The organism is Gordonia sp. LMA484, from assembly GCF_058129505.1.
The window spans coordinates 4651979-4678347 of record NZ_CM176700.1; the positions used below are offsets into that span (position 1 = coordinate 4651979).

Sequence of the window (26369 nt, forward strand, 5' to 3'; positions counted from 1 at the left end):
GGAATCACATCATGACACATGACGTCCATCAACACCACGCCGAGAAGCATGCAGAGGGTCATCACCATGACCTGGCCGCCGAACTCGGCGAAGAGTATGAGCACGAGCCCGTCCCGGTCAGTGCCCGGCGCAGCCTGGCGTCGATCGCGGCGGTGTGGTTCGGCTTCCCGATGAACCTCGGCAACGCCGTGTTCGGCGGGGTGGTCGTCTACAACCTCGGCTTCACCAACGGGATGATCGCCCTGCTCCTCGGCAATCTCGTCCTGTTCGGCTATGTCGGCGCGCTCAGCTACATCGCCGGCAAGACCGGACGGAGTTTCTCCCTGCAGGCGCTCGCGACATTCGGCTCCACCGGCCGGCTGATCGCCACCGGCTTCCTCGCCACCGTGGTCATCGGCTGGTTCTCCTTCCAGATCGGGCTCACGGGCACCACCATGCACGACGCCCTCGGGTGGTCGCCGATCCTTGCGGCCGCCCTGGGCGCGGTGATCTACACCGGGCTGACCACCGTCGGTATCCGCGCACTCTCGTGGCTCGGCATGATCGCGACCCCGCTGTTCCTCATCCTCGGCGGGATCGCCCTCTACTACGGCGCCACCGGCAACAGTCTGTCCGTCGGCGATGTCGTCGGATACCAGGGCTCCGGAACCGCACTCACATTCGGTGCCGCGGTCGGCATCGTGATCGCCGGATTCGCAGACTCGGGCACCATGACCGCCGACTTCACCCGCTGGTCGAAGACCGGAAAGTCGGCAGTCGCAGCAACATTCACCGCCTTTCCGGTGTCCAACTTCGTCGCCTACGCGATCGGCGGTCTGGTCGTCGCGGTCGGCGGGTCCACCGACCCCGCGTCCAACGGCGGCGGCTTCCTGGGCCTGTTGACCGGGCACAGCACGATCCTGACGGCCGTGGCCGTGTTCTTCGTCTTCGCCAATCTCGGCAGCGTGGCCAGCCACTGTCTGTACAACGGCGCGGTCGGCTGGTCGGGCATCACCAAGCTGACGATGCGTCCGGTCGCCGTCGGTCTCGGCGTCCTCGGTGCGGCGATCGCCGTGACCGGCGTGTGGTCGTACTTCCTCGACTGGCTCAACCTCCTGGGGATCTTCGTGCCGCCGATCGGCGCCATCCTCATCGTCGATCAGCTGGTCCTCAAGCGGTCGGCCGGGGCGGCCACGCGGCTGCGGGCCAGTGCTTTCACCGCGTGGGTGATCGGCGCCGTCGTCGCGACGGTGTCGCACTACACGGTGCCCGGATCGGTGGATGCGCTGGTCGGCATCGTCGTTGCCGCCCTGGTGTTCTGGATCTACGAGAAGGCGCTCGACCGTTCGTCGTCGCCCGCCGACGCCGACACGACCGCCGAGCGTTCGGCTGCGCCGGCGGTACCCGCATGATCGGTCCGCAGCCATGGCCGCCGGTGTCGGAGTTGTCCGACGCCGTCGGCCGCGGCGCGGCCACCGCCACCTCGATCGTCACCGAGGCAGTCGAACGGCAATCCGCCATCGATCATGAGATCCACGCCTTCTGCACGCCGACAACAGATCTCGCACTCGAGGCGGCCGCCGCGATCGACACCCACGTCGCGGCGGGCCTGCCGGTGGGTCGGCTGGCCGGCGTGCCCTATGGTGTGAAGGATCTCATCTGCACGAAAGGCGTTCGTACGACGTCGGGTTCGGTCGCCTACCGCGACTTCGTCCCAGATGAGGACGACATCGTGGTGGAACGGTGTTCCGCGGCCGGGGCGATCAGCCTGGGCAAGACCAATGCCAGCGAATTCGGCTACAGCGCAACGGGTACGAATCCACTGTTCCCGACCACCCGCAATCCGTTGGACACCCGGCTCACCCCCGGCGGGTCGAGCGCGGGGTCGGCGGCCGCGGTGGCCGCCGGCATCGTCCCGTTCGCACTGGGCAGCGACGGCGGGGGCTCGATCCGGATTCCCGCCGCGTTCACCTCACTCGTCGGCTTCAAACCGTCGATGGGCCGCGTGCCGGTGTACCCGGGCTGCCGTGATCCCCGCCATCCCGGCGTCTCCGGCTGGGAGAGCATCGAACACATCGGGCCGATCTGCCGAACCGTCGAGGACGTGTGCTCGGTGATGGCGGTGCTCGCCGGGCCCGACCCACGAGATCGCCACACGATCCCGTCCGGTGACGTCGACTGGGATGCGATCGTTCCCGGGCTGCGACGCGATCCGTCAGGAGCTCGTGACCTGCAGGTGGCGTTCAGCATGGACTTCGGCTATCTGGCGGTGGATCGCGAGGTTCGCACGGCGATCGAGCAAGCGGTCTCCCGGCTGGCCGACACTCTGTCGTGGTCGGTCAACCCCGTCGACCCGGGCTGGAGCGAACCCGGCGACGAGTTCACCGCACTGATCATGTCCGAGACCGACCTGGTGGGCATGCGCAGGATGGTCGACGAGATCGGTGATCAGATGTCGCCGCACCTGGTCGCGATGTTGCGCCGGGAGTGGTCGGCCGAGGATTTCACCGGCGCGACGATGTGGCGCAAATCCATCGTCAACCGGATGGCCGCGCTGATGGGCGGGAATGACATTTTGATCACCCCCACGACCTGCGTTCCGCCGTTCGAGGTGGATATCCAGGGGCCCACCGTCATCGACGGCCGGGAGGTGTCCGACACCGCGTGGCAGGGGTTCACCTTTGTCGCCAACCTGACGGGTCAGCCGGCCATCAGTGTGCCGGTCGGCCGCACCCGGGACGGGCTGCCGGTGGGGATGCAGATCGTCGGACGCCACCTCGGCGACGCCGCGGTACTGCGGGTCGCGGCGGCGTGCGAATCCATCCTGGCCGATGCGACCGGCTCACCCGACGTCCATATGGCCGAACGCGCTAGGTTGGATCTCGGCGCGCGGCACGCCTGAGCAGTACCGAACTCGCCGCGCCACCGTGACGAGGAAAGGCTGTACGCACGATGTCCGCACCGAACGACGCCCACACCGACGACCCGTATCTCTGGCTGGAGGACGTGACCGGCGATCGGGCGCTCGACTGGGTGCGGGCTCACAACCAACCCACGGTCGATGACCTGTCGTCGGGTGACCGGTTCCCTGCGCTGGAGGCGGAGGCGCTGGAGATTCTCGACACCGACGACCGCATTCCCTATGTGCGCCGTCGCGGCGAGTACCTCTACAACTTCTGGCGCGATGCGACGAATCCGAAGGGGCTGTGGCGGCGGACCACGCTGGAGTCCTATCGGACCGATTCGCCCGAGTGGGATGTGCTGATCGATGTGGACGCGCTGGCAGCCGCCGAGGACGAGAACTGGGTGTGGTCCGGTGCGGCCGTGTTGCGCCCCGAGTACCGTCACGCGCTGGTGTCGTTGTCGCGTGGAGGCGCCGACGCCACGGTGATCCGCGAGTTCGATCTGGTCACACGCGACTGGGTCACCGACGGTTTCGAGTTGCCGGAGAACAAATCCAGCATCGGCTGGATCGACCGTGACACCGTCTACGTCGGAACCGATTTCGGTGAACAGCCGGACGGGACGTCGGCGCTCACCACGTCCGGCTACCCACGGATCACCCGCCGATGGACGCGCGGAACGCCGTTGGCCGATGCCGTCGACGTGTTCGCCGGGGAGGTCGACGATGTGTCCGCGGGTGTCGGGTATGACAACACGCCGGGCTACGAACGCCATTTCGCCAGTCGGGCCACCGATTTCTTCAACTCGTTGCGTTACGAACTCCGCGACGGCGAGAAGATCCTGATCGACGTGCCGACCGACGCCCACTCTGGCGTGCGGTACGACTGGCTGTTCGTGATGCCCAGAACCGAGTGGGTCATCGGCGAGACTCCTTACGCCCCGGGAACCCTCATGTGCTTCGACTATGAGGACTATCTCGCCGGCGGTCGCGAGGTGACCGTGCTGTTCGAGCCCGACGCCCACACCAGCCTCAGCGACTACTCGTTCACCAAGTCCCATCTGATCCTCACCACCCTGCACGATGTGCAGACGCAGGTGTCGACGCTCCGTCTCGGGAGTTGGGAACCGATCGAGACGCCGGGACTGCCCGCCCTGGCAACGATTTCCGTGTTGGACACCGACCCGGACGACAGCGATGAGATCTTCTGGTCGGCCAGTTCATTCACCACGCCGCCCAGCTTGCTCCACGGGGAGTCGGGCTCGGGGCCCGACGTGATCAAGCAGTCGCCGTCGTTCTTCGACGCCGACGACGTTGTGGCGGAGCAACATTTCGCCACGTCCGATGACGGCACCCAGATCCCGTACTTCGTCGTCCGCCGCAGCGAGGTGGAATCGGGACCCACACTGCTGTACGGATACGGAGGATTCGAGAATTCGCTGACCCCCGGGTACATGGCGATCGCCGGGCGGGGCTGGGTTGCCCGCGGCGGCATCTACGTCATCGCCAACATTCGTGGCGGCGGCGAGTACGGCCCGTCCTGGCACACCCAGGCGCAGAAGGCCGGCAGACATCTCGTCTACGAGGACTTCGCAAGCGTTGCAAGGGCATTGGTCGAGGCCGGGCTGACGACGCCGGAGCAGCTGGGTGCCCAGGGGGGGGTCGAACGGCGGCCTGCTCATGGGTGTGATGTTGACGCGGTACCCAGACCTGTTCGGCGCACTGGTCTGCCAGGTTCCGCTCATCGACATGCGCCGCTACCACCTGCTGCTGGCCGGTGCGTCGTGGATGGCCGAGTACGGCGACCCGGACGATCCCGAACAGTGGGCGTATATGGAGCCGTTCTCGCCCTATCAGAACCTCTCTGCCGACGCGGACTACCCGGCGATACTGGTGACCACATCCACCCGTGACGACCGTGTGCATCCCGGCCATGCCCGCAAACTTGTTGCGCGGCTGGAGGAATTGGGGCACGAGGTCGCCTACTACGAGAACATCGAAGGCGGCCACGGCGGCGCCGCGGACAACAAGCAGGCGGCGTTCAAGTCGGCGCTGGCCTACGAGTTCCTGTGGCGCACCCTGTCCAAGGAATGACTGCCGGCGATGCGGCGGACCGTGTCGATCGGATTCCACGGCGCCGCATCGCGGCCGCGCGTGATCGGATACCACGCCAGACCGATGACCAGCGATGTGAAGTGGCCGATGGCGGTGAAATTCAGATCGACCGCCAGCGGTAGGCCGTACACCACGAGAATGCCGACAAGATAGATCCATCGCCATGGGTAGGCGATGCGGTAGGTGAGAACTCCGACGATGGCCGCGAGGAAATAACTGACGCCGACGTCGGTGACATTGACCATCGAGGTGCTTGCCGAGCCGAGCCGGATGGCCAGGCCGAGCAGACCCTGGCTCACGTAGCTGGCGATGACGTGCGCGCTGAGTCCGATGATCAGCCAACGACCAGACCCGAGCCAACGTTCGGCCGGCTGGTGGAACACGCAGAACAGCACCAGGTACGGCAACCAGTACTCTCCGTCGATCCAGAACAGGCTGGTGACCAGCACATCCACCGGGTCGGTGGTGAGGTGATGCAGGTTTGTCGACCGCTCGCCGAGCACCTCGTCGAGTTCGTGCTCACTCAGTGATCGTTGAACGATCGTCGTGACCAGCAGTATCACCAACCAGATGAAGGTGAGGGGCGCGCTGCGGAGGTAGCGCCACACGGCGGTCACGAATCCATCGTAATGACGTGGCGGCCTTTCGGTCCCTGTCTCCGAGGTGCCGCCCTGAGGAGCCGCCCCGAGGCGCCGCCCCGAGACGCCGCCCTGAGGAGCGAGCCTGCGAGCATCACGAAGGGAGCGAGCCTGCGAGCATCACGAAGGGAGCGAGCCTGCGAGCGTCCCCCGGTCCCTGAGGCGCCGCCCTGAGGAGCGAGCCTGCGAGCGTCACGAAGGGAGCGAGCTTGCGAGCGTCCCCCGGTCCCTGAGGAGCGAGCTTGCGAGCGTCACGAAGGGCCGACCCTTCGTGACGGCCCTTCGCCATCGCTCCGGGCCTCCTCAGGGATCGGGGTGGCCCTGTCTGTCAGGGTGAGTTGAGACCAGCGCTTCGTAGCAACCCCCCCGTTTGGCAGGGCGAGATCAGGATGAGTATCGATGTCTGTTGTGAGTGTCAGTAGCTCCGATAATGGGGTGATGGACAGTGGTAGTGAGCAGCACACTGGTGGTCAGGGGCCGCGGCGGCGCCGCAGTTTCACCGCCGAGGACAAGTTGAGGTACCTCGCGGCCTATGAGAAGGCGTGTGAGACCGGTGAGGGCGGCGCCTATCTGCGGCGTGAGGGCTTGTATTCGTCGTTTATGAGTGAGTGGCGTCGGTTGCGTGATGGTGGTGTCCTGCACGCCGATGAGGCCGCGGCCGGTCGGGTGCCCCGGTCGGGGTTGAGCGCCGAGCAGGCTGAGATCGCCCGGTTGAAAAAGGAACTGGCTCAGGCCACCAGCAGGTTGGAAACCACCCAAACCGCGCTGGAGATCATGGGAAAAGCACACGCGCTCTTGGAGCAGATCTCCAAGAGCGCGGATTCCGAGGACCCGCGCGGACAGCGTTGATGACGACGTTTACGGCGTTGACCGCGGCCGGAACCCCCCAGCGCACCGCGGCGCTGCTGACCGGGATGTCGCGGGCCACCATGGCACGACGCACCGCCACCGAGATCGCTGAGGCCGAAGGTGACGGTGGTGCCCGGACCCCGGCGACTGGCCGGCGCGCTGCTGCGGCGCGGGTGGAGCCGGCCAACAAGCTCGACCAGAGCGAACGTGACCAGGTGCTGGCGGTGCTCGCCAGTGACCGGTTCGTGGATTGCGCACCGGCCCAGGTGTACGCCACGTTGCTCGATGAGGACTGCTACCTGTGTTCGATCTCCACGATGTATCGCATCCTGGGCGCCCACGACCAGGTCCGGGAGCGTCGCCGACAGGCCACCCATCGCGCCACCGCGATACCGGAGTTGGTGGCCACCGGCCCCCGCCAGGTCTACACCTGGGACATCACCAAACTCGCCGGCCCGCAGCGGGGGGTGTACTACGAGGCGTACGTGATGATCGACATCTACTCGCGCTACATCGTCGGGGTACACGTGCAGACCCGCGAATCCGGGCCGCTGGCCACCGCCATGATGCGTGAGGTGTTCGGGGTCCACGGCATCCCCGAGGTCGTGCACGCCGATCGGGGGACCTCGATGACCTCGAAGACCGTCACCGAACTGCTCGCCGACCTGTCGGTGACCCGCTCACATTCACGCCCACACGTCTCCAACGACAACCCGTACAGCGAATCCTGGTTCAAGACACTGAAATACGCGCCGGTGTTCCCCACCCGGTTCGGGTCCATCCAACAGGCCCGCGAGTTCATGGCCACCTTCACCGACTGGTACAACCACACCCACCGCCACAGCGGCATCGGCCTGCACACACCCGCCGATGTGCACTACGGCCACGCCGCCACCATCGCCGCCGAACGCACCCGCACTCTCGCCGCGGCCCACCGCGCCCACCCCGAACGCTTCGGACCCAGCGATCCCGCCCCGAAGATCCTCGCACTGCCCGAGGCAGCCTGGATCAACAAACCCCAAGAGGAGCAAAAACCGACAGTCGCCTAACACCCATTGGCCTCAAACCCCTTGACAAGTTCCGTGGGCATAGCCTTCGCCATCGCTCCGGGCCTCCTCAGGGATCGGGGTGGGCATAGCCTTCGCTATCGCTCCGGGCCTCCTCAGGGATCGGGGGGGTCGCCCGTCGATTTCAGCGAGCTCACTTCCCCGGTCCCCGAGGCACCACCCTTCACAGGGTCCACCGGGATCACCGGAGCGGGTCGCGGAGTGGATCATCCACTCGACATCGCTCTGCGGTGATCTGTACGGCACCAGACCTGGGCACGCGGTCGTGGCAGCCACGCGTCACCCGTAATCGGATCGGAATAGGTCACCGTCGGCCGATGATCACACGGCCGAGAATCCCGACTGCCACCACAGCGACCCCGGCCGCACCGACGATGAGCGCCAGATGCTGGAGGTTGTCGGCGGCACCGTCGATCACCACCGAGGCGACCTCACGTCCGCCTTCCTCGGCTGCTTCGACCTCCTGCTTGGCCCGGTCGGCGAAGAACAGTGCCACGGCCCAGGCGAATGCGGCCGACAGGATCACACCGACACCCAGCCAGACCACGACCACGGATCGTCGGCGCGCGATGAGCAGGGCCAACAGGCCGGCCGCCACGGCCACGACGAGCGACAGGTATGCCGTCGAGGTGATCTGCTTGCCGACATCGTGATAGCGACCGGCCTCGAGCCCCGAGCCGCCGCGGTTCAACGGCACGACGATGGGGCCGGACACACGCGCACCCACACCTGTCTGAGCGATGACCCGGTTCACCATGTCGGTGATGTCGAGTTGCATCACCGAGGTGTTCCCGTCGGGCGGCGGCGGATCGAACAACCAGGCGTGCTGCTGCGACACGACATCGACGAAATCCGCCTCGAACTGATCACTGTGCGTGTAGGCGCGGGCCGCGGGCTCGGCCACCACCGACGTCGCCGGGATACCCACCCTGTTCGTGATCTCGTCGGCGATCTGACCGGCCAGATAGTCCTGGACCTTTTCGTTCTGGGCCATCGGGGTGATCGTGGCGACGAAGCCATCGGGATCGACGAGACGTTCTTTCACCCAGAGCGACGGGAATGCCAGCACGATCGCGGCCATTGCCACCAAGGTCAGGAGTCCGCTCAGAAATGTCCGCACGGTCACGAGGCTACCGGCCGACGGCGAGGTCGACGCGGAGGTCGCTCAGATGGCTATTCGTCGACCAGATCGCTTGCACGTCCGACGATCAACGGGTCAGGGGCACCGACGAACTCGGCGTTCTTGCCCTCGTAGTCGAACAGACTCAGCACATAGCGCATCGCGTTGATGCGGGCACGCTTCTTGTCGTTGCTCTTCACCACGGTCCACGGTGCGTGGTCGGTGTCGGTGGCGGCGAACATCGCTTCCTTGGCACCGGTGTAAGCATCCCATTTGTCCAGCGACGCCAGATCCATCGGAGACAGCTTCCACTGCCGCACAGGGTCGATCTGGCGGATGGCGAACCGTGTGCGCTGTTCGAGCGGGGTCACCGAGAACCAGAATTTGACCAGGTTGATGCCGTCGTCGACGAGCATCTTCTCGAATGCCGGCACCTGATTCATGAACTGGTCGTACTGATCCGGCGTGCAGAAGCCCATCACGCGCTCCACTCCGGCACGGTTGTACCAAGAGCGGTCGAAGAACACCAGCTCGCCGCCCGCCGGAAGGTGTTGCACGTACCGCTGGAAGTACCACTCGGTCGATTCGCGTTCGCTGGGCTTCTCCAGCGCGACGGTGCGAGCGCCGCGGGGGTTGAGATGTTCGTTGAACCGCTTGATGGTTCCACCCTTGCCTGCGGCGTCCCGTCCTTCGAACACGAGCAGGTGGCGCTGCCCGGTCTGCTTGGACCACTTCTGCAGTTTCAGCAGCTCGATCTGCAGTCGACGCTTGGTCACCTCGTACTCGCGACGGCTCATCCGCTCGTCGTACGGGTAGTCCTGGCGCCAGGTGTCGACGACGTTCCGTTCCGGCAGCGTGAGCAGAACCGGGTCGTCGTCATCGTCGTCGTTCACCGTGAACTGCGCGGTATTACGGAGATCGACGAGCTTCTGCAACGCCTCGCGGCCGTTCAGGACACTGAAATCGGGCCCGATCTCGGCTGAGGAACCCAGGACAGGATCGTGTAACTCGGTCACCCCTCAACGATATGCGTATCGACCGAATGACGGGTTGCAAGCAGGTGAACGCGCCAGACCCGGAATGTGATCCGGTCCGATCCGACTCAGTTGCGCAGGTCGATCGAACCCGATCGCAGGCATGCCTTGCCGGTGGTGCTGTCATAGGCGGTGGCGAAACCACCCTGGCAGAGCACTCCGCCCGCACCGGCGATCGCCGCGCCGCCCCAACCGCCGACAGCGACTGTCGTTCCGCCCTGTCGCGCCTGGGCGAGCGAGAACGCCTTGGGCCCGGTGGTCACCGAGTACGAGTTACCGCCCGTGTTGGCTCCCGACAGCGCCGTCGAACCGGGCTGCAGATTACGCGCGTTCGCGTTGCCACCGGAATCGGCCACGGCGACCGCAGTCCCGGCGCCGCTGGATTCCTCGGCCTGCGCATGGCTGCCGGGACCGGCCTTGGCGCCGCACCCACCCGTGCCCACGACATGTTCGATCTGATGCCCGTCGGCCGCCGAACACGTCGTCGCGGCAGCCGCATGACCGCCGCCGAGTCCGATCATCGCGGCCAACGCCGACCCACCGATCATCAGCGCCGCAGCGCGGGTCCCAAGGTTGTTGATACGCATAGGATTTGACCTCCTCGTTCGCCGCGGGACGCACAGTGCGCCAGCATCCGAGAGTCAGCGTACCCACCAACCAGCGCACCCTGCGGAGCGGGTGGCCGAACTGTGTCCAACGCATCAACGCCGAACGGGCCAGGCGGCCCCCGGGTCAGCCGGCAGCGCGGCGCTCGACCTCTGCGGTCAATCCTTTGCGGGCCGTGTCGACGGCCATCTTCTGGGCCCGCTTGACGATGAGGCCGGGCATCTTGATCTTCAACTCGACGTCGAGGGTGAACTCGATGTGCGAACCGTCCTCGGTCGGGGTGACAACGTATATACCGTGCTGATCACTGAGTTGATTGGCCTTGATGAGGTCCCAGGTGCAGGTGTTCTCGGTCCAGCTGTAGTTGAGGGTCTGCTCATCGGAGATACCCGCAGCGGTCACCACCACGCGCACCTGGTCGGGCGAGCCGTCGTCGTGCGAGGTGAGGATCTCCGCCTCCTTGTGCGGACCCGACCATTCCGGGAGAGACTCCACATCCAACAGCACTTCCATCACGACCGACGGTGGTGCAGCAACATCGAACTCGGTTTTCGCGGAGACAGCCATGGCAGAGAACCTACCGTGCCGCGCGAGCGTGGTGGGTCGAACCACGCGGTGTGCCGATTCGTGATCGCACCGCGCTCACGACGGAGTCGGGCACCGCCGTCTCGTGGCGCCTACTGCTCCCGATCGACCAGGTTGAGTGGCCAGGCCTCGTCTGGGATGTCACGGACAGTGCATGCCTGGTCGGTGGCGGTGAACCAGCCACGGAAGTGCAGGATCTCGCCGATGACCGGGTTGCGGACCGTCGCATCGCACCGGAACCGCTGCCGCGCGTCGTCCCAGCCCTCGATGTACTTCATCTGTGTGGCGAACATGCCCCGCATCCCGATCTTGGGGCCGCGCCCGAGCCATCGCATCGGCCCGCTCTCCAGCAGGAGTTCGCCGGACTTGGTCACCGACGGCTCGATCGGGTACAGCAGTTCGGGTCCGTCACCGAAGTAGTCGACAAGGCCACCGCTGCCGGAGACCAACAACGAATTGAGACTTCGGGTGCCCGTCGTGTACTGGAAGTCGCGCAGGACGGCAAGGCATTCGCGGCCGAGTTCGTCGACGTAGCAGTAGTGGCCCTGCGTGAACGGGACCATTCTGCTGCTCTTGGACGGCAAGGCGTTGCGCTTCGCGTAATGCCAGAAGAACGGTGGCGGCAAGGCGGAGGTCACATAGACCGATTCATAGATCCCGGTGGCCATCTGGGCCACCCCCGAGGTCGAATCGATGCTGTACCGCCATGCAACATTGGGATGAAGGCGATCGAAATCCGAGCCCAGGATGTGCCGGTACACCGGCGTCATGACGTCTACCTCCCCGTGACACCCAGGCGTCGCCGCGGTGAACCGCCAGACGCACTCGTGCTTTGGGAGAAGAACCTACGCGATCGCGAGGGTGACGTACATCTCGGGCGTCCCCGTCATGTGGCCGCAGCGTCGCAGAGCCGGGATAATTCGGCGATCACGCGGTCGAGGGGTTCGACCGTCCGCTGGGTCTGGCAGAGCCCGACGGCCCCTTCGATCGCGGCGATGACCAGGTCGGCCAGCGCGTCGGCCCGTTCGACCTCCACACCCTCGTGGACCAGTCGAGCCGAGATCAGCCGGGTCCATCGCGCGAAGATCTGTTCTGCCTCGTCGGCGACCGCGGGCTCGGACCGGCGCGCCAATCCCCCGGCCAGGACCGGGCAGCCGAACTCGTAATCGGTGTTCACCAGCATCCGCCGCCAGACGTCGCCGATCTCGGCAACTGCCTCTGCGGGGGTGGCCGAGCTCTCCCTGCTGATGCGCGCGGCCATGAAGTCGCCGGCGTAGCGCACGGCTTCGGTCATCAGCTGCGTCTTTCCGCCGGGAAAGTGGTGGTAGATGGACCCGCGCGGCGCTGAACTCGCCGCGATGACATCACCGATCGACGTGGCCGCGACGCCGTCACGGCCGATCAGATCCGCCGCGTTGACCACCATCCGCTCGCGTGGACCCCACTCGGTGGCACGGACCCGCGATTCATCCAGAGACGTTGCCGCAAAGGGCCCGTCGCTCGAATTCATCACACTCCCCTATGCAGGCCTTCATAATCGCTGCTATCTATGCCATCCTACATAGTCATGAGCGCTGACACGGAGATTCTGGAGCCTTCCGCCATGAGCGGCCTGGAACTGTTGCGCGCGGCGATGCGCGAACCCGACCCCGATCGGCCCGGTATCTGGCGGCTTCTCGGGATGTCGGCGAAGGAGATCGAGGAGGGCCGGGTGACCTTCACCGTGACCCCGCAGGCCGACTTCGCCAATCCGCTGGGCACGGTCCACGGCGGCATCTGTGCAACCCTGCTCGACTCGGTGATGGGATGCGCGGTGCACACCACGCTGCCCGCAGGCGTCGGCTATACGACGCTCGAACTCAAGATCAACTACATCCGGGCGGTGGCCGTCGACGCCGGCGAACTGACCGCGATCGGCAGCGTCATCCATGTGGGCGGGCGCACCGCGACAGCGGAGGGCAAGGTGTACTCCGACGACGGCAAGCTCGTCGCACACGGGACCACGACCTGCATCGTGTTCCGCTGAAGTCCCGACACCCGCCACAGCCGGACAGCTGGTGCCATGAATCGCCGGCCCCGGCCGTTCGCCTGCCGCATTCGCGCGTCAAATCATCAGGTTTCACGCGCCGATTCACAGTGCCCGAACCTGGTTACGCGACCCGTCATCGCTCCAGATGGAGATCTCGCAGCACCGTTTGCGCATCGGTGTCGATACCGAGACCCTCCGCGAAGTAATTCTCGATCGTGCCGAATCTCTGATTCATCTCCGCGAAGGCTGCGTCGAGGTAGGACTCCTGGACGCCGAGCAACGGCCGCAGCAGGTCCGGGTCACCGCCGGCGGCCTCGAAGCCGTCGAACACCGACGCAATCGCCGGCAGAAACATCTCATTCGTCAGTAAATAGTCCTCGTAGACAGAGTCGCGGTCGACACCCAACAGGGTGAGGAATGAAGCAGCGGCCCAGCCGGTCCGGTCCTTTCCGGCGGTGCAGTGGAACAGGACCGGCGATCCGTCGAGGAGACCGCGGAAGAAGTCGGCGTAGGAGCGCAGCGCACTCGGCAGGTTCACCAACTCGCGGTACGCCTCGATCATGCGCTCGACCCCGCTGCCGTCGGCGAGTTTCTCGTTGGCGGCCGCGACGGTCTCGGGGTCTGCGAGCACCTTGTCGAGATTGGCCGGTGCGCTGACCGATTGTGCGTCGGCCAGGACGTCGAGGTGAACGCCGATCGCGCCGTCGATGGCGGGGTCGGGTTCGGCGTCGGTCTCGGCGATCGACCGGAGGTCGTAGATCGCACGGAGCCCGAGCCCGGCAAGGAAGGCACGATCGGTTTCGGACGCCTTGTCGAGGGCTGCGGACCGGAACAGCCGACCGGCGACCACTCGCCGGCCGTCGGCGGTCTGACGGCCCCCGATGTCGCGGAAGTTCGCGACGGTGGTGAGTTCGAAACGCTCCGTGGTCGGGTCGGTCATGGCTCCATCCTGGCAGACCGACCCGACCACCCGGGTCTGAGCACCGTCAGCCGACGATGCCCAGCGGATCGAGCACGGCGGCGATCTCCGCGAGCTGCGTGGCGTCGGCGTCGCCGCAATTGGGGTTCCCTGCACTCAGAACGCGGTCCCAGCCCGCGGGCAAAGTGACCGCGCCGCCGATGAGTTCGCCGAGCCGGGCCGTTCCGCCTCGATGGGTTGGACCAGCGCGGTCATTTCATCATCTCCTTTCGGCAGAACTGGAGTGGGTTCGCTTGTCCATCAATCGGTTCAGGATGGCTACAGGTGCGACTGCGCCGGTGTCCCGGCGGCCGTGCCTCATTCTTCGATGAACGTGCACGTCATCGATTCCGCTGCGCAGAAGATCTGTCGCACCGTGCACGCCGCGGCGTCGGTGGCCGCCGATACGACGATTACGTGCGATTCATCGGGCATGGTCGTGTAAACGACATCGGTGGCCTCCAGTGCGCCGAAAATGGCTCGGCGCACTGGAATCTCGGCGCAGACGCAAACGAAGGTCCTTGATCGCACAGAATGATTGTCACCGGCGCTCGCAATGTTTCCCATCCCAGATTTAAGGGGGGACACACGCCGACCACCCCACATTCGAAGGATTGCCATGCGGAGTTCGAGGTGCCACATTTGATTGATGAAGCGCCGGACAGCAACGGTGTCGCCCCGATGGCGACGCAGCGCTCGAGGCCGGTGGACGCGGTCACCACGGCGACCGGTCCTCATCGACTTCTGTTCGAGACGGCCACACCGTACCCGAGAGCCCATCTCAGGTCAGTGATCCACACGCCTGGTTTCCGGAGTTGGGTCACGTCGGTGGCAGGACTGTTCAGGGACTTGCATGCCGGCGGCCTGCACGATGTCGGCGTCTACGCGAGGGTCTGACTGCACCGACATGAGATCCTCCTCGGCGCCCAGAGACGATCACGGCTCGCTGTGGTCGATCGGATCGACCGACTCCGTGTTGAGTCTGTGGTCGCGCAACTCTGCCCTCAGCATCGGATCGATCGGGTCGTTCGGATCGATCGGGTGCATGGGATCGTCGTTCTCGATCGGCTCGACCGCGTCGTTCGCGTCGGCGTTCAGCGTGCTCTCGGCGTGTTCGGTCCTGTCGATCCTCAGTTGGCGCGCGGTCCGGGGACTGATGGCCGCACCGACGCCGAAGGCCGGCCACCCTCGCGGGTGACCGGCCTTCGTCCTGAGTGCGTGGAGACGCAGAGGTTCTGATCAGATCAGAAGCCCATGCCGCCCATCTCGTCGCCACCCGGCATTGCCGGGGCCGGGTTCTTCTCCGGCTTGTCGGCGACGACGGCCTCGGTGGTGAGGAACAGAGCCGCGATCGACGCAGCGTTCTGCAGCGCCGAGCGGGTGACCTTCACCGGGTCGTTGATGCCGGCGGCGAGCAGGTCCTCGTACTCACCGGTGGCGGCGTTCAGGCCGGTGCCGGTGGGCGAGTTGCGGACCTTGTCGGCGACGACGCCCGGCTCGAGGCCGGCGTTGATCGCGATCTGCTTGGCCGGGGCCTCGAGCGCGACGCGCACGATGTTGGCACCGGTGGCCTCGTCACCCTCGAGCGACAGACCCGAGATGGCCGACTCCGACTGCAGCAGGGCCACGCCACCACCGGCGACGATGCCCTCTTCGACGGCAGCCTTCGCGTTGCGGACTGCGTCCTCGATGCGGTGCTTGCGCTCCTTGAGCTCGACCTCGGTGGCCGCGCCCGCCTTGATGACCGCAACACCGCCGGCCAGCTTGGCCAGACGCTCCTGCAGCTTCTCACGGTCGTAGTCGGAGTCGCTGTTCTCGATCTCGCTGCGGATCTGGGCCACGCGGCCGGCGATCGCGTCGGCATCGCCGGCGCCGTCGACGATGGTGGTCTCGTCCTTGGTCACGACGACCTTGCGGGCGGTACCGAGCAGCTCGATGCCTGCACCCTCGAGCGAGAGGCCGACCTCTTCGCTGATGACCTCGCCACCGGTGAGGATGGCGATGTCGGCCAGCATGGCCTTGCGACGGTCACCGAAGCCCGGAGCCTTGACGGCGACGGACTTGAAGGTGCCGCGGATCTTGTTGACGACCAGGGTCGACAGGGCTTCGCCCTCGACGTCCTCGGCGATGATCAGCAGCGGCTTGCCGGCCTGGATGACCTTCTCCAGCAGCGGCAGCAGGTCCTTGACGGTCGAGACCTTGCCCGACACGAGCAGGATGTACGGGTCCTCGAGGACGGCTTCCTGACGATCGGCGTCGGTCACGAAGTAGCCCGAGACGTAGCCCTTGTCGAAGCGCATGCCCTCGGTGAGCTCCAGCTGCAGCCCGAAGGTCTGAGCCTCTTCGACGGTGATGACGCCTTCCTTGCCGACCTTGTCCATCGCCTCGGCGATGAGCTCGCCGATGGACGGGTCGCCGGCCGAGATGCCCGCGGTGGCAGCGATCTGCTCCTTGGTCTCGACCTCCTTGGCGCTCTTCAGCAGCGACTCGGTGACAGCCTCGACGGCCTTCTCGATGCCGCGCTTCAGACCCATCGGGTTGGCGCCGGCAGCGACGTTGCGCAGACCCTCACGGACGAGAGCCTGGGCCAGAACGGTGGCGGTGGTGGTGCCGTCGCCCGCGACGTCGTCGGTCTTCTTGGCGACTTCCTTGACCAGCTCAGCGCCGATCTTCTCGTACGGGTCCTCCAGCTCGATCTCCTTGGCGATGGAAACACCATCGTTGGTGATCGTGGGGGCGCCCCACTTCTTCTCCAGGACGACGTTGCGACCCTTGGGTCCCAGCGTGACCTTGACTGCGTCGGCGAGGCTGTTCAGGCCCCGCTCGAGGCCGCGACGGGCCTCTTCGTCGAACGCGATTTGCTTGGCCATGGGTAAGTGATCCTCCGATAGGGGGTGACACCAGGTATCTATGGCCGGAACTCGGTGCCCGCGACGGACGACCGGTGTGTCATTCGGTACCGGTCTCACCGTCCCGACCTGGCACTCACAGCTTGCGAGTGCCAAAGACCGTTTTAGCACTCGCCCAGGGAGAGTGCAAGGCCGGGACGGCCGGCGGCAGGCGCCTGTAAAGCGCGCCTGAAAAGCGCCCCTGAGAAGCTCGACGTCGGCGAATCGCCGACGTCGGGCCGGAGTCGGGCGGTTTTCAGTGGTGGGCAGATCTGGGCGGGCGGTTTTCAGTGGTGGCAGATCTGGGCGGGCGGTTTTCAGTGGCAGCAGATCTGGGCCGGCAGATCTGGGCCGGCAGATCTGGGCCGGCAGATCTGGGCGGGGGTCAGCGGGCGGCCGCCGCGGTCCCCGGCGATCGCTCACTTGCGCAGCAGCCGAACCAGCACACCAGCGGCGTGTGCCTTCGCCGCACGTTCGGCCTCCTCCGCGTCACCGGCCTCGAGCGCCGCGACGATCCGTCGGTGCTCGGCGACGGCGAGCCTGCGGTTCACGTCGTGTGACCACATGTCCGAGCGGTACAGGTGCGTCTGGGTGTCGAGCCGCAGCAGCGCATCGCACAGCGGCTTGTTGCCCGAGTGCGCGCGCACCGCCGTGTGGAAGTCCAGGTCGAGGTCGGCATCGCGACGATGGTCCGGCAAGGTGTCCAGAAGCGCCTCCTGTTCCTGGACGCGCTCCCACAGCTCTGCCAGGTCGGCGAGGGTCACCCGGGTGGTCGCCTCCCGCGCGGCCAGGCCGTCGAGGACCTCGCGGACATCGAAGACGTGGCGCAACATGTCGTCGTCGAGGTGGGCCACCTTCGCGCCCGCCCGCGGCGTATAGACGGCCAGGCCGTCGACGACGAGTTGCTGCACGGCCTCGCGCACGGGGCTCCGGGACACCTCCAGCCTGGCGGCCAGACCCGGCACCGACAGCGAGGTGCCCGGCCCCAGTTTCCCGGAGAAGATCTCGTCACGCAGCTGCCGCAGCACCGCCTCCGTCAGCAGGGCGCCGTCCGACGCTGCCGGCACGCTCATCGCGCGGCCATCACACGCTGCGCCTCGCGATCGGCGAATTCGGGGGCGATGCCGGCCTTCATACCCGCAAGTTTCGCATCGATGTTGGCTGCGATGGTGATCGGCGGATATCCCGGGCGATCCTCGCCGGCACAACCGGGCAACGTCTCGATCACCGCGTCGTGGTTGCCGTCGAAGAAGAATGCGGCCGATCGCCGCCGGATGATCCGTCCGTCGACGACGGGCGGGTCAACCCGGTGCACGGTCGACAGCCAACGGTCGTTGGTCCAGCGTGCCATCGCGTCACCGAGATTGACCAGCAGCGCACCGTCGGCCGGCTCCACGTCGTGCCACGTACCGGCCTGGTCGAGCACCTGCAGGCCGGGAACCTGATCGGCCCACAGCACCGTCAGGATGCCGAAGTCGGTGTGCGCACCCATGCCGGTGAGTTCCCCCGCGAGTTCGATCTCGCCCTCGGGCAGCGTGTAGTTGTTCATCTTGAGGGCATCGATCGAGTGATCCACCAGCTCGTCGAAATAGCCGGGTGCGAGACCGAGTGCGTCGGTGAAGGCGGTCAGCAACACCCGCGACACCGATTGGGCTGCGCTGAACCACGCCTCGACCGAGGGTCGGAAGCCCGATGCCGCGACCGGCCACGTGTTGTCGGGATAGCTCGTCTCGGGCAGCTCGACGCCGTCGAACCAGGATCGCTCGGAGCCGACGGTGAACGCCTCGTAGAAGTCGTTCATCTGGTTGGCCGCGGCCACTCCCAGGCTCATGCTGAGCGACTCGCTCTTGGGTGGGCTGTAGCCGCGGTTCTGCCCGGGCCGCGTGTAGTCCTTCTTGACCTCCAACGGCAGCGCGAAGAACTCGTCGAGGGCGTCGGCCAGGCCGCCGATCGTGGCGGCGTCGACGCCGTGCCCGACGATCTGGATGAAGCCGACCTCGCGGCAGGCGTGGTCGAGTTGCTCGGCGACTTGTTTGCGCTCTGCGGTCGATCCGTGCGGATCGACGTAGCTGGAGATGTCGACGGTGGGAACGGTGAACATGGTGTCTCCTTCGGGGGTTGGGGGGGATCTCGATACGGTTCCTCGCTGCGCTCGTCACCTACTCGATCAGCGGACATACGGCCCGCAACCACTCGTGGCCTACTCGAGCAGCGGACATACGGCCCGCCGTTCGTCACCTGCTCGGTCAGCGGACATACGACCCGCCGACTCGGTCTGCGGACATACGACCCGCCGACTCGATCAGCAGACATACGACCCGCCGACTCGATCAGCAGACATACGACCCGCCACCACTCGGTCAGCAGACATACGGCCCGCCGCCATCTGCCGGCGGACGGCATTCTCCGCTGGTCGAGTAGGCCGGAGCGCTAGCGGAGGGCGTATCGAGACCCCGGTGACACTGGCACACAGCGCATCTCAGCGACGACGGTTGACCATCGCGTTGAGCACGCTGAAGATGCCGAAGACGGCGATGCCGAACAGTGATGCGAGCACGATCGCGGCGATGAGGTCGTCGGACTGCAGACGCGCACGGTAGATGTCGAGCAGCGTGCCGATTCCCGGCTCACCCTTGGCGAAGAACATGTCGCCGATGATGGCGCCGACGACGACGAGCCCCGACGCGGTACGGAACCCGGTCATCATCGACGGCATCGCCGACGGGAACTCGAGTTTCATCAGCCGCTGCGCCGGTGACGCCTTCGTCAGGGTGAACAACTCGTGGGCGCCCTTGTCGACCGAGACGAGCCCGAAATGGGTGTTGGCGATGATCGGGAAGATCGCGATGATCACGCACACGATCGTGCGGGCCACCATGCCGTAGCCGAACCACAGACCGATCAGCGGGACGATGGCCAGCACCGGGATAACCTGCAGCACAACGGCCCACGGATAGATCGCGCGCTCGAAGAACGATCCCCGGCTCATCACCACACCGATGGACACACCGATGAGTGCGGCGAAGACGAAGCCGACGAAGCTGACCTTGGCCGTCACGGCGAGCGCGTCGAGCATCGGACCGACATGATCCGGGTCGAGCAGCGAGTTGGTCAGCACCTGGTGCGGCGGGGGCAGCAGGAACCGGCGCGACGGGCTGAGGATGAGGTAACTGACCATGTACCAGAGGCCGATTCCGACGGCGAACGACAGCGCGGGCGGCAGGCCGTAGCGGACGATCGGGGCGAGGAACGACCGGCGGACGCGTGGACTCGTCTGCGGACCGGAGGACCGAGCCGGCGTGACGGTGTCCACCGGCAGCGACGGCGGCGTCCCGGTCTGGTCGGTGGTGATCGCGGTGGTGGTTGTTGCAGCGGTCATCGTGCGCCTCGCAGGGTCTCGGAGATCTCGGCGACATGGTCGGTGAATCGTGGGTCGTAGCGCAGATCGGGATCGCGCGGGTAGGGGAAGTCGATCGCGACGTCGGCGACGACCCGTCCCGGCCGCGCCGACATCACGATCACGCGATTGGCCAGGAACACCGCTTCGGAGACCGAGTGCGTGATGAACATCCCGGTGAACTTCCGCTCGGCGTAGAGCCGCTGCAGTTCGGTCTGCATGTCCAGGCGGGTCATCTCGTCGAGCGCGCCGAACGGTTCGTCGAGCAGCATCACCTGCGGCTCGGAGGTCAGGGTGCGGGCCAGGGAGGCGCGCATCTTCATACCACCCGACAGCATGCGTGGCAGCTGCGATTCGAACCCGGTCAACCCGACCGCGTCAATGGCTTTCTGCGCCCGAGACCGCCTCTCGCCCTTGGGTAGTCGTGCGATCTCGGCGCACAGCTCGACGTTGGCGCGCACCGACCGCCAGCCCAGCAGGGTCGGCTCCTGGAAGATGAAGCCGACCGAGTCCGTCGACAGTGCGACGCTGCCCTCGGTGGGCCGCTCGAGGCCCGCCGCCATACGCAGCAGGGTGGACTTGCCACAGCCGGATGGGCCGACGATCGCGACGAAGTCCCCGTCGGCGATGTCGAGGTCGATGCCGTCGAGCGCCCGGGTTCCGGAGTCGAACTGCTTGGCGACGCCGGACACCGAGATGACGATGCCCTTGGTCAGGTGACGCGCGTCGGCGTCATTCATCGTGTCGAAAAGGCTCATGAACACATCCCCAAGTCGGAAGTACATGTAGATGGTCTTCCATCTGTCCTGTCTCACTATTCGTTACATGTATTGCGCTGTTGTGTCCGCGTGTAAACAATGGATGACGAAGGCGCCGGCTGCGGCAGGTTCAACCAGCGAATAAATGCTGTTCTAGCTGGAAATACAGTGCCGACCACAAGCGATCCGCAGATCTCCAGCGTGCATGTAGCGACTTGGCACCGAAGCCGGGAGGCCTCTACGTTTACATGTAGATCGCAGTGACTGCGACATTCCATCGGCCTCTCAGGAGCTCCCATGACCAAACGTCCATTGCTCGCCGCCCGCCGAACACGCGTGATGGCCGTCGCGGCCGCGGCCATCTGCGCCGCGACCCTCGCCGCCTGCGGCGACTCCGAGTCGGACACCTCGGCGGCGTCGAGCCTGCCGCCCGCCCCCGCCGAGTACAACCTCGCCGACGTCTGTCCGCAGAACGTCAACGTCCAGCTCCAATGGCAGCCGCAGTCGGACATGGCCGGCGTCATCGGCCTGCTGGGCCCGGGTTATCAGGTGGACACCGACAAGAAGTCGGTCACCGGCCCACTGGCCTTCGACGGCAAGGACACCGGCGTCGACATCACACTCAGGGCGGGCGGCCCGGCGATCGGCTTCCAGTCCGTGCCGTCGGCGATGTACGCCGACGACTCCATCGATCTCGGGTTGGTGCACGGCGATCAGTTGATCGCCGCGGCCAAGGACCAGCGGGTCGTCGGCGTGACGCCGCTGCTGCAGTACAACCCGACCATCCTCATGTGGGACCCGACGACCCACCCGGATCAGAAGACGATCGCCGACATCGGCAAGACCGACGAGACGGTCGTGGTGAGCAAGGATCAGATCTTCCCGCAGTGGCTCGTCGCGAAGGGGCTGCTCAAGAAGAGCCAGCTCGACACCGGTTACGACGGCGCGCCCGCCCGCTTCGTCGGCGACCCGTCCATCTCGCAGCAGGGCTTCGCGAACTCCGAGCCCTACACCTACGAGCACGAGACACCGTCGTGGAACAAGCCGATCGCCTACGAGATGGTGAAGGACGCCGGCTACGACGTCTACGCTTCCAACGTCTCGGTACGCGCCGACAAGCTGCAGACACTCTCGCCCTGCCTGGAGAAGCTCGTCCCGATGATCCAGCAGACCGGCAAGGACTACGTGAACTCACCGGATGCCATCAACGCGACCATCGTCGATTGGGTGTCGCAAGACGTGAGCTTCACCCCCTACAGCGCCGGCGAGGCCGCCTACTCGGCGACACTGCTGAAGGACAAGGCCGTGATCGCGCCCGGCGCCGACGGCGTGTGGGGCAGCTACGACCCGGCCAAGTCGCAGAAGATCGTCAGCGACCTGGTGCCGATCCTGAACGCCGACGGTGCGAACCTGCCCGCCCAGTTGCCGGCGGACCAGTTGTTCAGCAGCCAGTTCATCAGTGATCAGGTGCGCTGACACGCACTGACGCTAGTGCCCGGGTCACCAACCGAGAGTTGGCGACCCGGGCACACGCTTGTCCGGCGAGGTCAACGAACCGGTGATCGCGAGTGGGCTTGAAGGGCCGGGGTGATCCGTCCGTCACGGAGGGACACGACGGTGTCCACGCCGCGGTTCGGGGTGAGCACCTCCAGGTCGTGGCTGACGAGGATGGCCGCGAGATCGCGGCGGCGCACGAGCCCGGCGATGAGCTCCATGACGGCTCGGCCCCGGTCGGTGTCGAGAGCCGAGGTCGGCTCATCGATCAACAGCACCGACGGCGAACCCATCAGCGCGCGTGCGATATTGACCCGCTGCCGCATCCCGCCCGACATCTCGTGGGGCCGCCGGTGCGCGGTATCCAACAGTCCGACCTCGTCGAGCAACTCCATCGCCTCTCGTCGATGTCCACGCCGTGCTCCGCGCCGACGTCTCCCCCGTCCGTTGCCGCGAATCTCGGCCGCCAGCATGACCTGCTCAACGGCGGTCAGCGCGGGCAGCAGGTTGTCCTGCTGGAACACGAAGCCGATCCGCTCGCGGCGGGCCTCGGCCCGTTCGGCGTCCGAGAGCACCGACACGTTGATGTCGTCGATCCAGACACCCCCGCCATCGGGCGTCACCAAGGCGCCCGCGACCGCGAGCAGGCTGGTCTTCCCCGATCCGGAGGGGCCGGTGATCGCGACCATGGTCCCGTCGGCGACCGCCACGGAGACGTCGTCGAGGACCTGGACACGCTCGCGACCATCGGGATAGCTCAACATCACATGGGTCAAGGACAGGCTCATCTGCTCACTCTCTGTTGTTCGGAATCCGTCATCGGGCCAAGGCGACAAGAGGATCGACCGCGGTGACGCGGCGCACGGCGAGTAGCGCCCCGAGGGTGCCGAGAACAGTGAGCGCACCCACGGGCATGGCGACGACCGCTGCGCTCACGGACACCGGCACGGACCCGGAGACGGCGGTGACCAGCGCCAGACCCAGCAGCGTCCCGAGGGTCTCACCGGCGACCAGTACCAGCGCCGCCTGCCCGAGACCGTCGCGCAGCAGGTAGGCACGGCTCGCTCCCATCGCCCGGATGATGGCCAGATCCCGCAGCCGCTGGATAGTCCACACCGCGAAGAACGCGCCGACGACGAGGGCCGAGATGATCAGCAGCATCAGCTGCATGGCCACCAGCGAGCCGCGTTCGGAACCGTAGCCCGGCACGGCGTCTGCCGCGGAAGACATGGGCAGAGCGGCGGTCCCCGCCACCGACGCCGGACCACGCCACAACACCACCGCACTCGCATACCGTCCGTGCGTGAGTTCGCGCCACGTCCCGATGGTCGTATAGGCGACGGGCGTGTGCGCGTAGTGCCCGGTCGTCGCGAACCCGGCGACGCGGAGTGCAGTCGTACCCACCGCGATCCGATCACCGATGGCCACGCCCAACTCGGCGGCCTGCTTCGGTGCGAGCATCACCTCGCCCGGGCCGGGCAGCACTCCTGCGTCCGCCGCCGGCATGAGTCGCGCGTCGGCACCGAACACCGAGATGCCGACCGCCACCCCGTCATGGGAGAGCCGCGTCGCGGCGACACCCAGTTCGGCTGCGTCACCCTTACTTTCGTCGACGATCTGACGCACGGTGGGCTGCGGCAGGTCGCTCTGAGACAGCGACGGCTCCTGGCCTGCGCCAGGTGAGGCGAGTACGAGACTCTCGCCCGGCAATCGCATGATCGCCGAGATGGATTGGCCCTGCAGGCCACTCGTCAATGCGGAGAGCGCCACCACCATCAAGGTCATCATGGTGATGACGGCACAGATCAACGCGAACCGTCCTCGCGCAAATCTGATGTCACGGAATCCGATGAACACTCTGTCGTCCTTTCGTCGCCACTGTCGCCCGAGCCGACCTGCTGTCCAGCCTTCGCCGTCGGCGGCCAAGCCGCATCGATGTACCGACGGGTTCGCGCGAATCGTTCGTACGAGAGGAAGGTCCATCGAAAGTTGGAGGCGGTGACCGCGCGCGCCCGGGATACTCGGGGTCGTGGACCTGATCTCCGATCGCGATGGCACCGTCAGGAAGCCGCCGCGCGGCGAATCCGCGCCCGCCGACGGTTACGTGCTGACGGCCGGACACATCCTGTTTGCGATCCTGCTTCTCCTCGGCACGGTCCGAGCATCGCTCGCGTCGTCGACTCCGTGGCCGCCGATTCTGGGTGCGATCGGCATCGCTGCGTGGTACTGCGCCGGGGCGGTGTGGGTCTCCCGACGGGCCGGTCCCGTGGCCCAACTCTGGCTCGCCGGGTTGGTGGTGATCTGGCTCGGTCTGCTCGCGATCTCCGGCGAATTCGTATGGCTGGCGTTCCTGCTCGCCCTGCTGGTATGGCACCTGTTTCCGGTCCGGGCGGCGATCCTCATCGAGATCGGTATCGCGCTGGCTTCGGCCGTCGGTTTCGAGTCCCACCAGGGCAGCTGGGTCAGCGGCGCAGTGATCGGCCCGGTGATCGGGGTCGGTTGCGCAGCGGCGATGACCGAGATCTATCAGCGCATGCGCGCGCAGTCGGAGGAACGACGTCGCCTTCTCGACGAGCTCACCAGCGCGCAGGAGGCACTGGCCGAGCGGGAACGCGAGGCCGGGCGCCTGGCCGAGCGGGAGCGCGTCGCCCGCGAGATCCATGACACCGTCGGACAGAGCCTGGCCACTGTCATCATGCTGCTGCGGGCGGCGCTGCGCACCACCGGCGCGTCGGACCACACGACCCAGCTGCGTACCGCCCTCGAGATCGCCTCGTCGGCACTCGCCGAAACCCGTCGCCTCGTGCTCGGGCTGACATCGCCCGCGGTCGACGAGAACGACCTGCCCCACACGCTGGGCATGCTCGCCCAGGACACATCCGCCCTCGGGATGCCGACCGCATTCTCCGAGCACGGCATCCGCCGCGAGCTCTCCCCCGACGCGCGACTCGCACTCCTGCGGGCTGCACAAGAGGCCCTGGCCAATGCGCGCAGGCATTCCGGAGCCAGGTCGGCGACCGTGACGCTGACCTATCACGATGACGAGGTCAGCATCGACGTGGTCGACGATGGCGAGGGGTTCGATCCATCGACGGTCGCGGTGCGACCCGACGGTTCCGGCTACGGGCTCGCGGCGATGCGTGGGCGTATCGCCGACATCGGCGGAGAGGTGATCGTCGAGTCCGATCCGGGCGCCGGGACCGCGGTACGTGCCACGGTGCCGATCGGCGAGGGCACCAGCGCGGGGGCGGCAGGCCGATGATCTCGGTGTTGCTGGTCGACGACCATCCCGTCGTTCGTGCCGGCCTGCGTGCAGTCCTCGCACCGGCCGCCGGGATCGAGGTGTGCGCGGAGGCGGGCACTGCCGCCGATGCGGTGTCCGCGGCGGCCGGCGGGAGTGTCGACGTCGTGCTCATGGATCTGCGGTTGGGCGCTGACGAAGACGGCGTCGGCGCCACCGAGGCGATCCGGGCGCTGCCCGATCCGCCGCAGGTGCTGGTTCTGACCACATTCGAGACCGACACCGACATTCTGCGGTCGATCCGGGCCGGTGCCATCGGATACCTGCTCAAGGACGCCGACCCCGACGATCTCATTCGCGCCATCCGGGCCGCGGCCGACGGCGAGACCGTCCTCGCGCCACCGGTTGCCGCTCGGCTCCTGGGGCGGATGCAATCGCCGGACACATCGCTGACCCGGCGCGAACTGGAGATCGTGGGCCACCTCGCCGAGGGCGATTCGAACCGTGACATCGCCCGGGCGCTGACGATCTCCGAGGCCACCGTGAAATCGCACCTGGTGCACATCTTCGACAAGCTCGGGGTGGACAGTCGCACTCGGGTGGTCGCCGAGGCGCGACGTCGCGGGATGATCTGAACCCAGCACCGATCCATGCCGGATTCGCCGGAATAAAAGTTGAGTGTGCTGCGCTCAACTTAGTGTCAAACACG

General features: G+C 66.4%; 24 protein-coding genes and 1 pseudogene. 9 read left to right on the forward strand and 16 right to left on the reverse strand.

All coding sequences use genetic code 11. From position 1 onward, the window contains the following. The first annotated feature begins 11 nt into the window (after positions 1 to 11). The 3 genes and pseudogenes from AC4AMJ_RS20660 (at position 12) to AC4AMJ_RS20670 (ending at position 4975) form a co-directional block, all read left to right on the forward strand. Positions 12 to 1391 (forward strand): cytosine permease, encoded by a 1380-nt coding sequence (locus AC4AMJ_RS20660; protein ID WP_489914383.1) that lies wholly within the window; start codon positions 12 to 14, stop codon positions 1389 to 1391. Further along, the gene (locus tag AC4AMJ_RS20665) at positions 1388 to 2881 is read left to right on the forward strand and encodes an amidase (protein ID WP_489914385.1); all 1494 of its coding nucleotides are present in this window, start codon (positions 1388 to 1390) and stop codon (positions 2879 to 2881) included. The genes AC4AMJ_RS20660 and AC4AMJ_RS20665 overlap by 4 nt, the downstream gene beginning before the upstream one ends. A gap of 50 nt (positions 2882 to 2931) precedes the next feature. Continuing rightward, a pseudogene (locus AC4AMJ_RS20670) lies at positions 2932 to 4975 on the forward strand (prolyl oligopeptidase family serine peptidase). On the opposite strand, the gene AC4AMJ_RS20675 reads toward AC4AMJ_RS20670, so the two are convergent. Continuing rightward, a complete protein-coding gene (locus tag AC4AMJ_RS20675; protein WP_489899273.1) occupies positions 4939 to 5613 on the reverse strand; it encodes a rhomboid-like protein in 675 nt (224 codons plus the stop codon). The pseudogene AC4AMJ_RS20670 and the gene AC4AMJ_RS20675 overlap by 37 nt on opposite strands. Positions 5614 to 6033: 420 nt before the next feature. Here AC4AMJ_RS20675 and AC4AMJ_RS20680 point away from each other — a divergent pair. Further along, positions 6034 to 7532 (forward strand): IS3 family transposase gene (locus tag AC4AMJ_RS20680; protein WP_489914387.1). Its coding sequence is split into 2 segments (ribosomal slippage): positions 6034 to 6418 and positions 6418 to 7532, totalling 1500 coding nucleotides; the frame shifts between segments, so codons are not numbered across the junction. A 322-nt stretch (positions 7533 to 7854) separates the two neighbouring features. On the opposite strand, the gene AC4AMJ_RS20685 is transcribed toward AC4AMJ_RS20680, so the two are convergent. From AC4AMJ_RS20685 to AC4AMJ_RS20710, 6 genes are all read right to left on the reverse strand, one after another. Continuing rightward, a complete protein-coding gene (locus AC4AMJ_RS20685; RefSeq protein WP_489899272.1) occupies positions 7855 to 8670 on the reverse strand; it encodes a hypothetical protein in 816 nt (271 codons plus the stop codon). A 53-nt stretch (positions 8671 to 8723) separates the two neighbouring features. Beyond that, a complete protein-coding gene (gene ppk2, locus AC4AMJ_RS20690; RefSeq protein WP_489899271.1) occupies positions 8724 to 9686 on the reverse strand; it encodes a polyphosphate kinase 2 in 963 nt (320 codons plus the stop codon). 86 nt (positions 9687 to 9772) lie between these two features. Beyond that, positions 9773 to 10291 carry a DUF6764 family protein gene (locus AC4AMJ_RS20695; RefSeq protein WP_489899270.1) on the reverse strand — a complete coding sequence of 173 codons (519 nt, stop codon included), beginning with the start codon at positions 10289 to 10291 and terminating at the stop codon, positions 9773 to 9775. A 145-nt stretch (positions 10292 to 10436) separates the two neighbouring features. After that, positions 10437 to 10877 carry an SRPBCC family protein gene (locus tag AC4AMJ_RS20700; protein ID WP_489899269.1) on the reverse strand — a complete coding sequence of 147 codons (441 nt, stop codon included), beginning with the start codon at positions 10875 to 10877 and terminating at the stop codon, positions 10437 to 10439. Between the two features lie 110 nt (positions 10878 to 10987). Next, the gene (locus AC4AMJ_RS20705; RefSeq protein ID WP_489899268.1) at positions 10988 to 11665 is read right to left on the reverse strand and encodes a DUF4166 domain-containing protein; all 678 of its coding nucleotides are present in this window, start codon (positions 11663 to 11665) and stop codon (positions 10988 to 10990) included. A 116-nt stretch (positions 11666 to 11781) separates the two neighbouring features. Further along, positions 11782 to 12321: a TetR/AcrR family transcriptional regulator gene (locus AC4AMJ_RS20710; RefSeq protein ID WP_489900743.1), complete on the reverse strand. Its 540-nt coding sequence runs from the start codon at positions 12319 to 12321 to the stop codon at positions 11782 to 11784. A 123-nt stretch (positions 12322 to 12444) separates the two neighbouring features. Here AC4AMJ_RS20710 and AC4AMJ_RS20715 point away from each other — a divergent pair, with 123 nt between their 5' ends. After that, positions 12445 to 12921 carry a PaaI family thioesterase gene (locus AC4AMJ_RS20715; protein WP_489899267.1) on the forward strand — a complete coding sequence of 159 codons (477 nt, stop codon included), beginning with the start codon at positions 12445 to 12447 and terminating at the stop codon, positions 12919 to 12921. Between the two features lie 136 nt (positions 12922 to 13057). Here the strand turns inward: AC4AMJ_RS20715 and AC4AMJ_RS20720 are convergent, their stop codons facing one another. Together AC4AMJ_RS20720 and AC4AMJ_RS20725 are read right to left on the reverse strand one after the other, a co-directional pair. Beyond that, positions 13058 to 13864: a tyrosine-protein phosphatase gene (locus tag AC4AMJ_RS20720; protein ID WP_489914389.1), complete on the reverse strand. Its 807-nt coding sequence runs from the start codon at positions 13862 to 13864 to the stop codon at positions 13058 to 13060. Positions 13865 to 14200: 336 nt separating this feature from the next. Further along, positions 14201 to 14371 carry a hypothetical protein gene (locus AC4AMJ_RS20725; RefSeq protein WP_489914391.1) on the reverse strand — a complete coding sequence of 57 codons (171 nt, stop codon included), beginning with the start codon at positions 14369 to 14371 and terminating at the stop codon, positions 14201 to 14203. A 418-nt stretch (positions 14372 to 14789) separates the two neighbouring features. Between AC4AMJ_RS20725 and AC4AMJ_RS20730 the strand changes: the two genes are divergently transcribed. Then, positions 14790 to 15080 carry a hypothetical protein gene (locus AC4AMJ_RS20730; RefSeq protein WP_489914393.1) on the forward strand — a complete coding sequence of 97 codons (291 nt, stop codon included), beginning with the start codon at positions 14790 to 14792 and terminating at the stop codon, positions 15078 to 15080. Positions 15081 to 15126: 46 nt separating this feature from the next. Here the strand turns inward: AC4AMJ_RS20730 and groL are convergent, their stop codons facing one another. From groL to AC4AMJ_RS20755, 5 genes are all read right to left on the reverse strand, one after another. Then, entirely contained in the window at positions 15127 to 16752 is a 1626-nt protein-coding gene (groL, locus tag AC4AMJ_RS20735) for a chaperonin GroEL (protein ID WP_489899261.1), read from the reverse strand. 437 nt (positions 16753 to 17189) lie between these two features. Beyond that, positions 17190 to 17843 (reverse strand): GntR family transcriptional regulator, encoded by a 654-nt coding sequence (locus AC4AMJ_RS20740; RefSeq protein ID WP_489914395.1) that lies wholly within the window; start codon positions 17841 to 17843, stop codon positions 17190 to 17192. Further along, the gene (locus tag AC4AMJ_RS20745; protein WP_489914397.1) at positions 17840 to 18871 is read right to left on the reverse strand and encodes an isopenicillin N synthase family dioxygenase; all 1032 of its coding nucleotides are present in this window, start codon (positions 18869 to 18871) and stop codon (positions 17840 to 17842) included. The genes AC4AMJ_RS20740 and AC4AMJ_RS20745 overlap by 4 nt, the downstream gene beginning before the upstream one ends. A gap of 378 nt (positions 18872 to 19249) precedes the next feature. Then, positions 19250 to 19948 (reverse strand): ABC transporter permease, encoded by a 699-nt coding sequence (locus AC4AMJ_RS20750; protein ID WP_489900742.1) that lies wholly within the window; start codon positions 19946 to 19948, stop codon positions 19250 to 19252. A 197-nt stretch (positions 19949 to 20145) separates the two neighbouring features. Further along, positions 20146 to 20925, reverse strand: coding sequence for an ABC transporter ATP-binding protein (locus AC4AMJ_RS20755; protein ID WP_489899257.1), 780 nt, complete (start codon positions 20923 to 20925; stop codon positions 20146 to 20148). A gap of 297 nt (positions 20926 to 21222) precedes the next feature. On the opposite strand from AC4AMJ_RS20755, the gene AC4AMJ_RS20760 reads away from it, so the two are divergent. After that, positions 21223 to 22401: a nitrate ABC transporter substrate-binding protein gene (locus tag AC4AMJ_RS20760; protein WP_489914399.1), complete on the forward strand. Its 1179-nt coding sequence runs from the start codon at positions 21223 to 21225 to the stop codon at positions 22399 to 22401. 71 nt (positions 22402 to 22472) lie between these two features. On the opposite strand, the gene AC4AMJ_RS20765 is transcribed toward AC4AMJ_RS20760, so the two are convergent. Together AC4AMJ_RS20765 and AC4AMJ_RS20770 are read right to left on the reverse strand one after the other, a co-directional pair. Further along, on the reverse strand, positions 22473 to 23207 hold the full coding sequence (locus AC4AMJ_RS20765) for an ABC transporter ATP-binding protein (protein ID WP_489914401.1): 735 nt from the start codon (positions 23205 to 23207) through the stop codon (positions 22473 to 22475). 28 nt (positions 23208 to 23235) lie between these two features. Next, a complete protein-coding gene (locus AC4AMJ_RS20770; RefSeq protein ID WP_489914403.1) occupies positions 23236 to 24276 on the reverse strand; it encodes an FtsX-like permease family protein in 1041 nt (346 codons plus the stop codon). Positions 24277 to 24448: 172 nt separating this feature from the next. On the opposite strand from AC4AMJ_RS20770, the gene AC4AMJ_RS20775 reads away from it, so the two are divergent. Beyond that, positions 24449 to 25681 carry a sensor histidine kinase gene (locus AC4AMJ_RS20775; protein ID WP_489914405.1) on the forward strand — a complete coding sequence of 411 codons (1233 nt, stop codon included), beginning with the start codon at positions 24449 to 24451 and terminating at the stop codon, positions 25679 to 25681. Then, the gene (locus AC4AMJ_RS20780; protein WP_489914407.1) at positions 25678 to 26295 is read left to right on the forward strand and encodes a response regulator; all 618 of its coding nucleotides are present in this window, start codon (positions 25678 to 25680) and stop codon (positions 26293 to 26295) included. The genes AC4AMJ_RS20775 and AC4AMJ_RS20780 overlap by 4 nt, the downstream gene beginning before the upstream one ends. Positions 26296 to 26369: the final 74 nt, after the last annotated feature.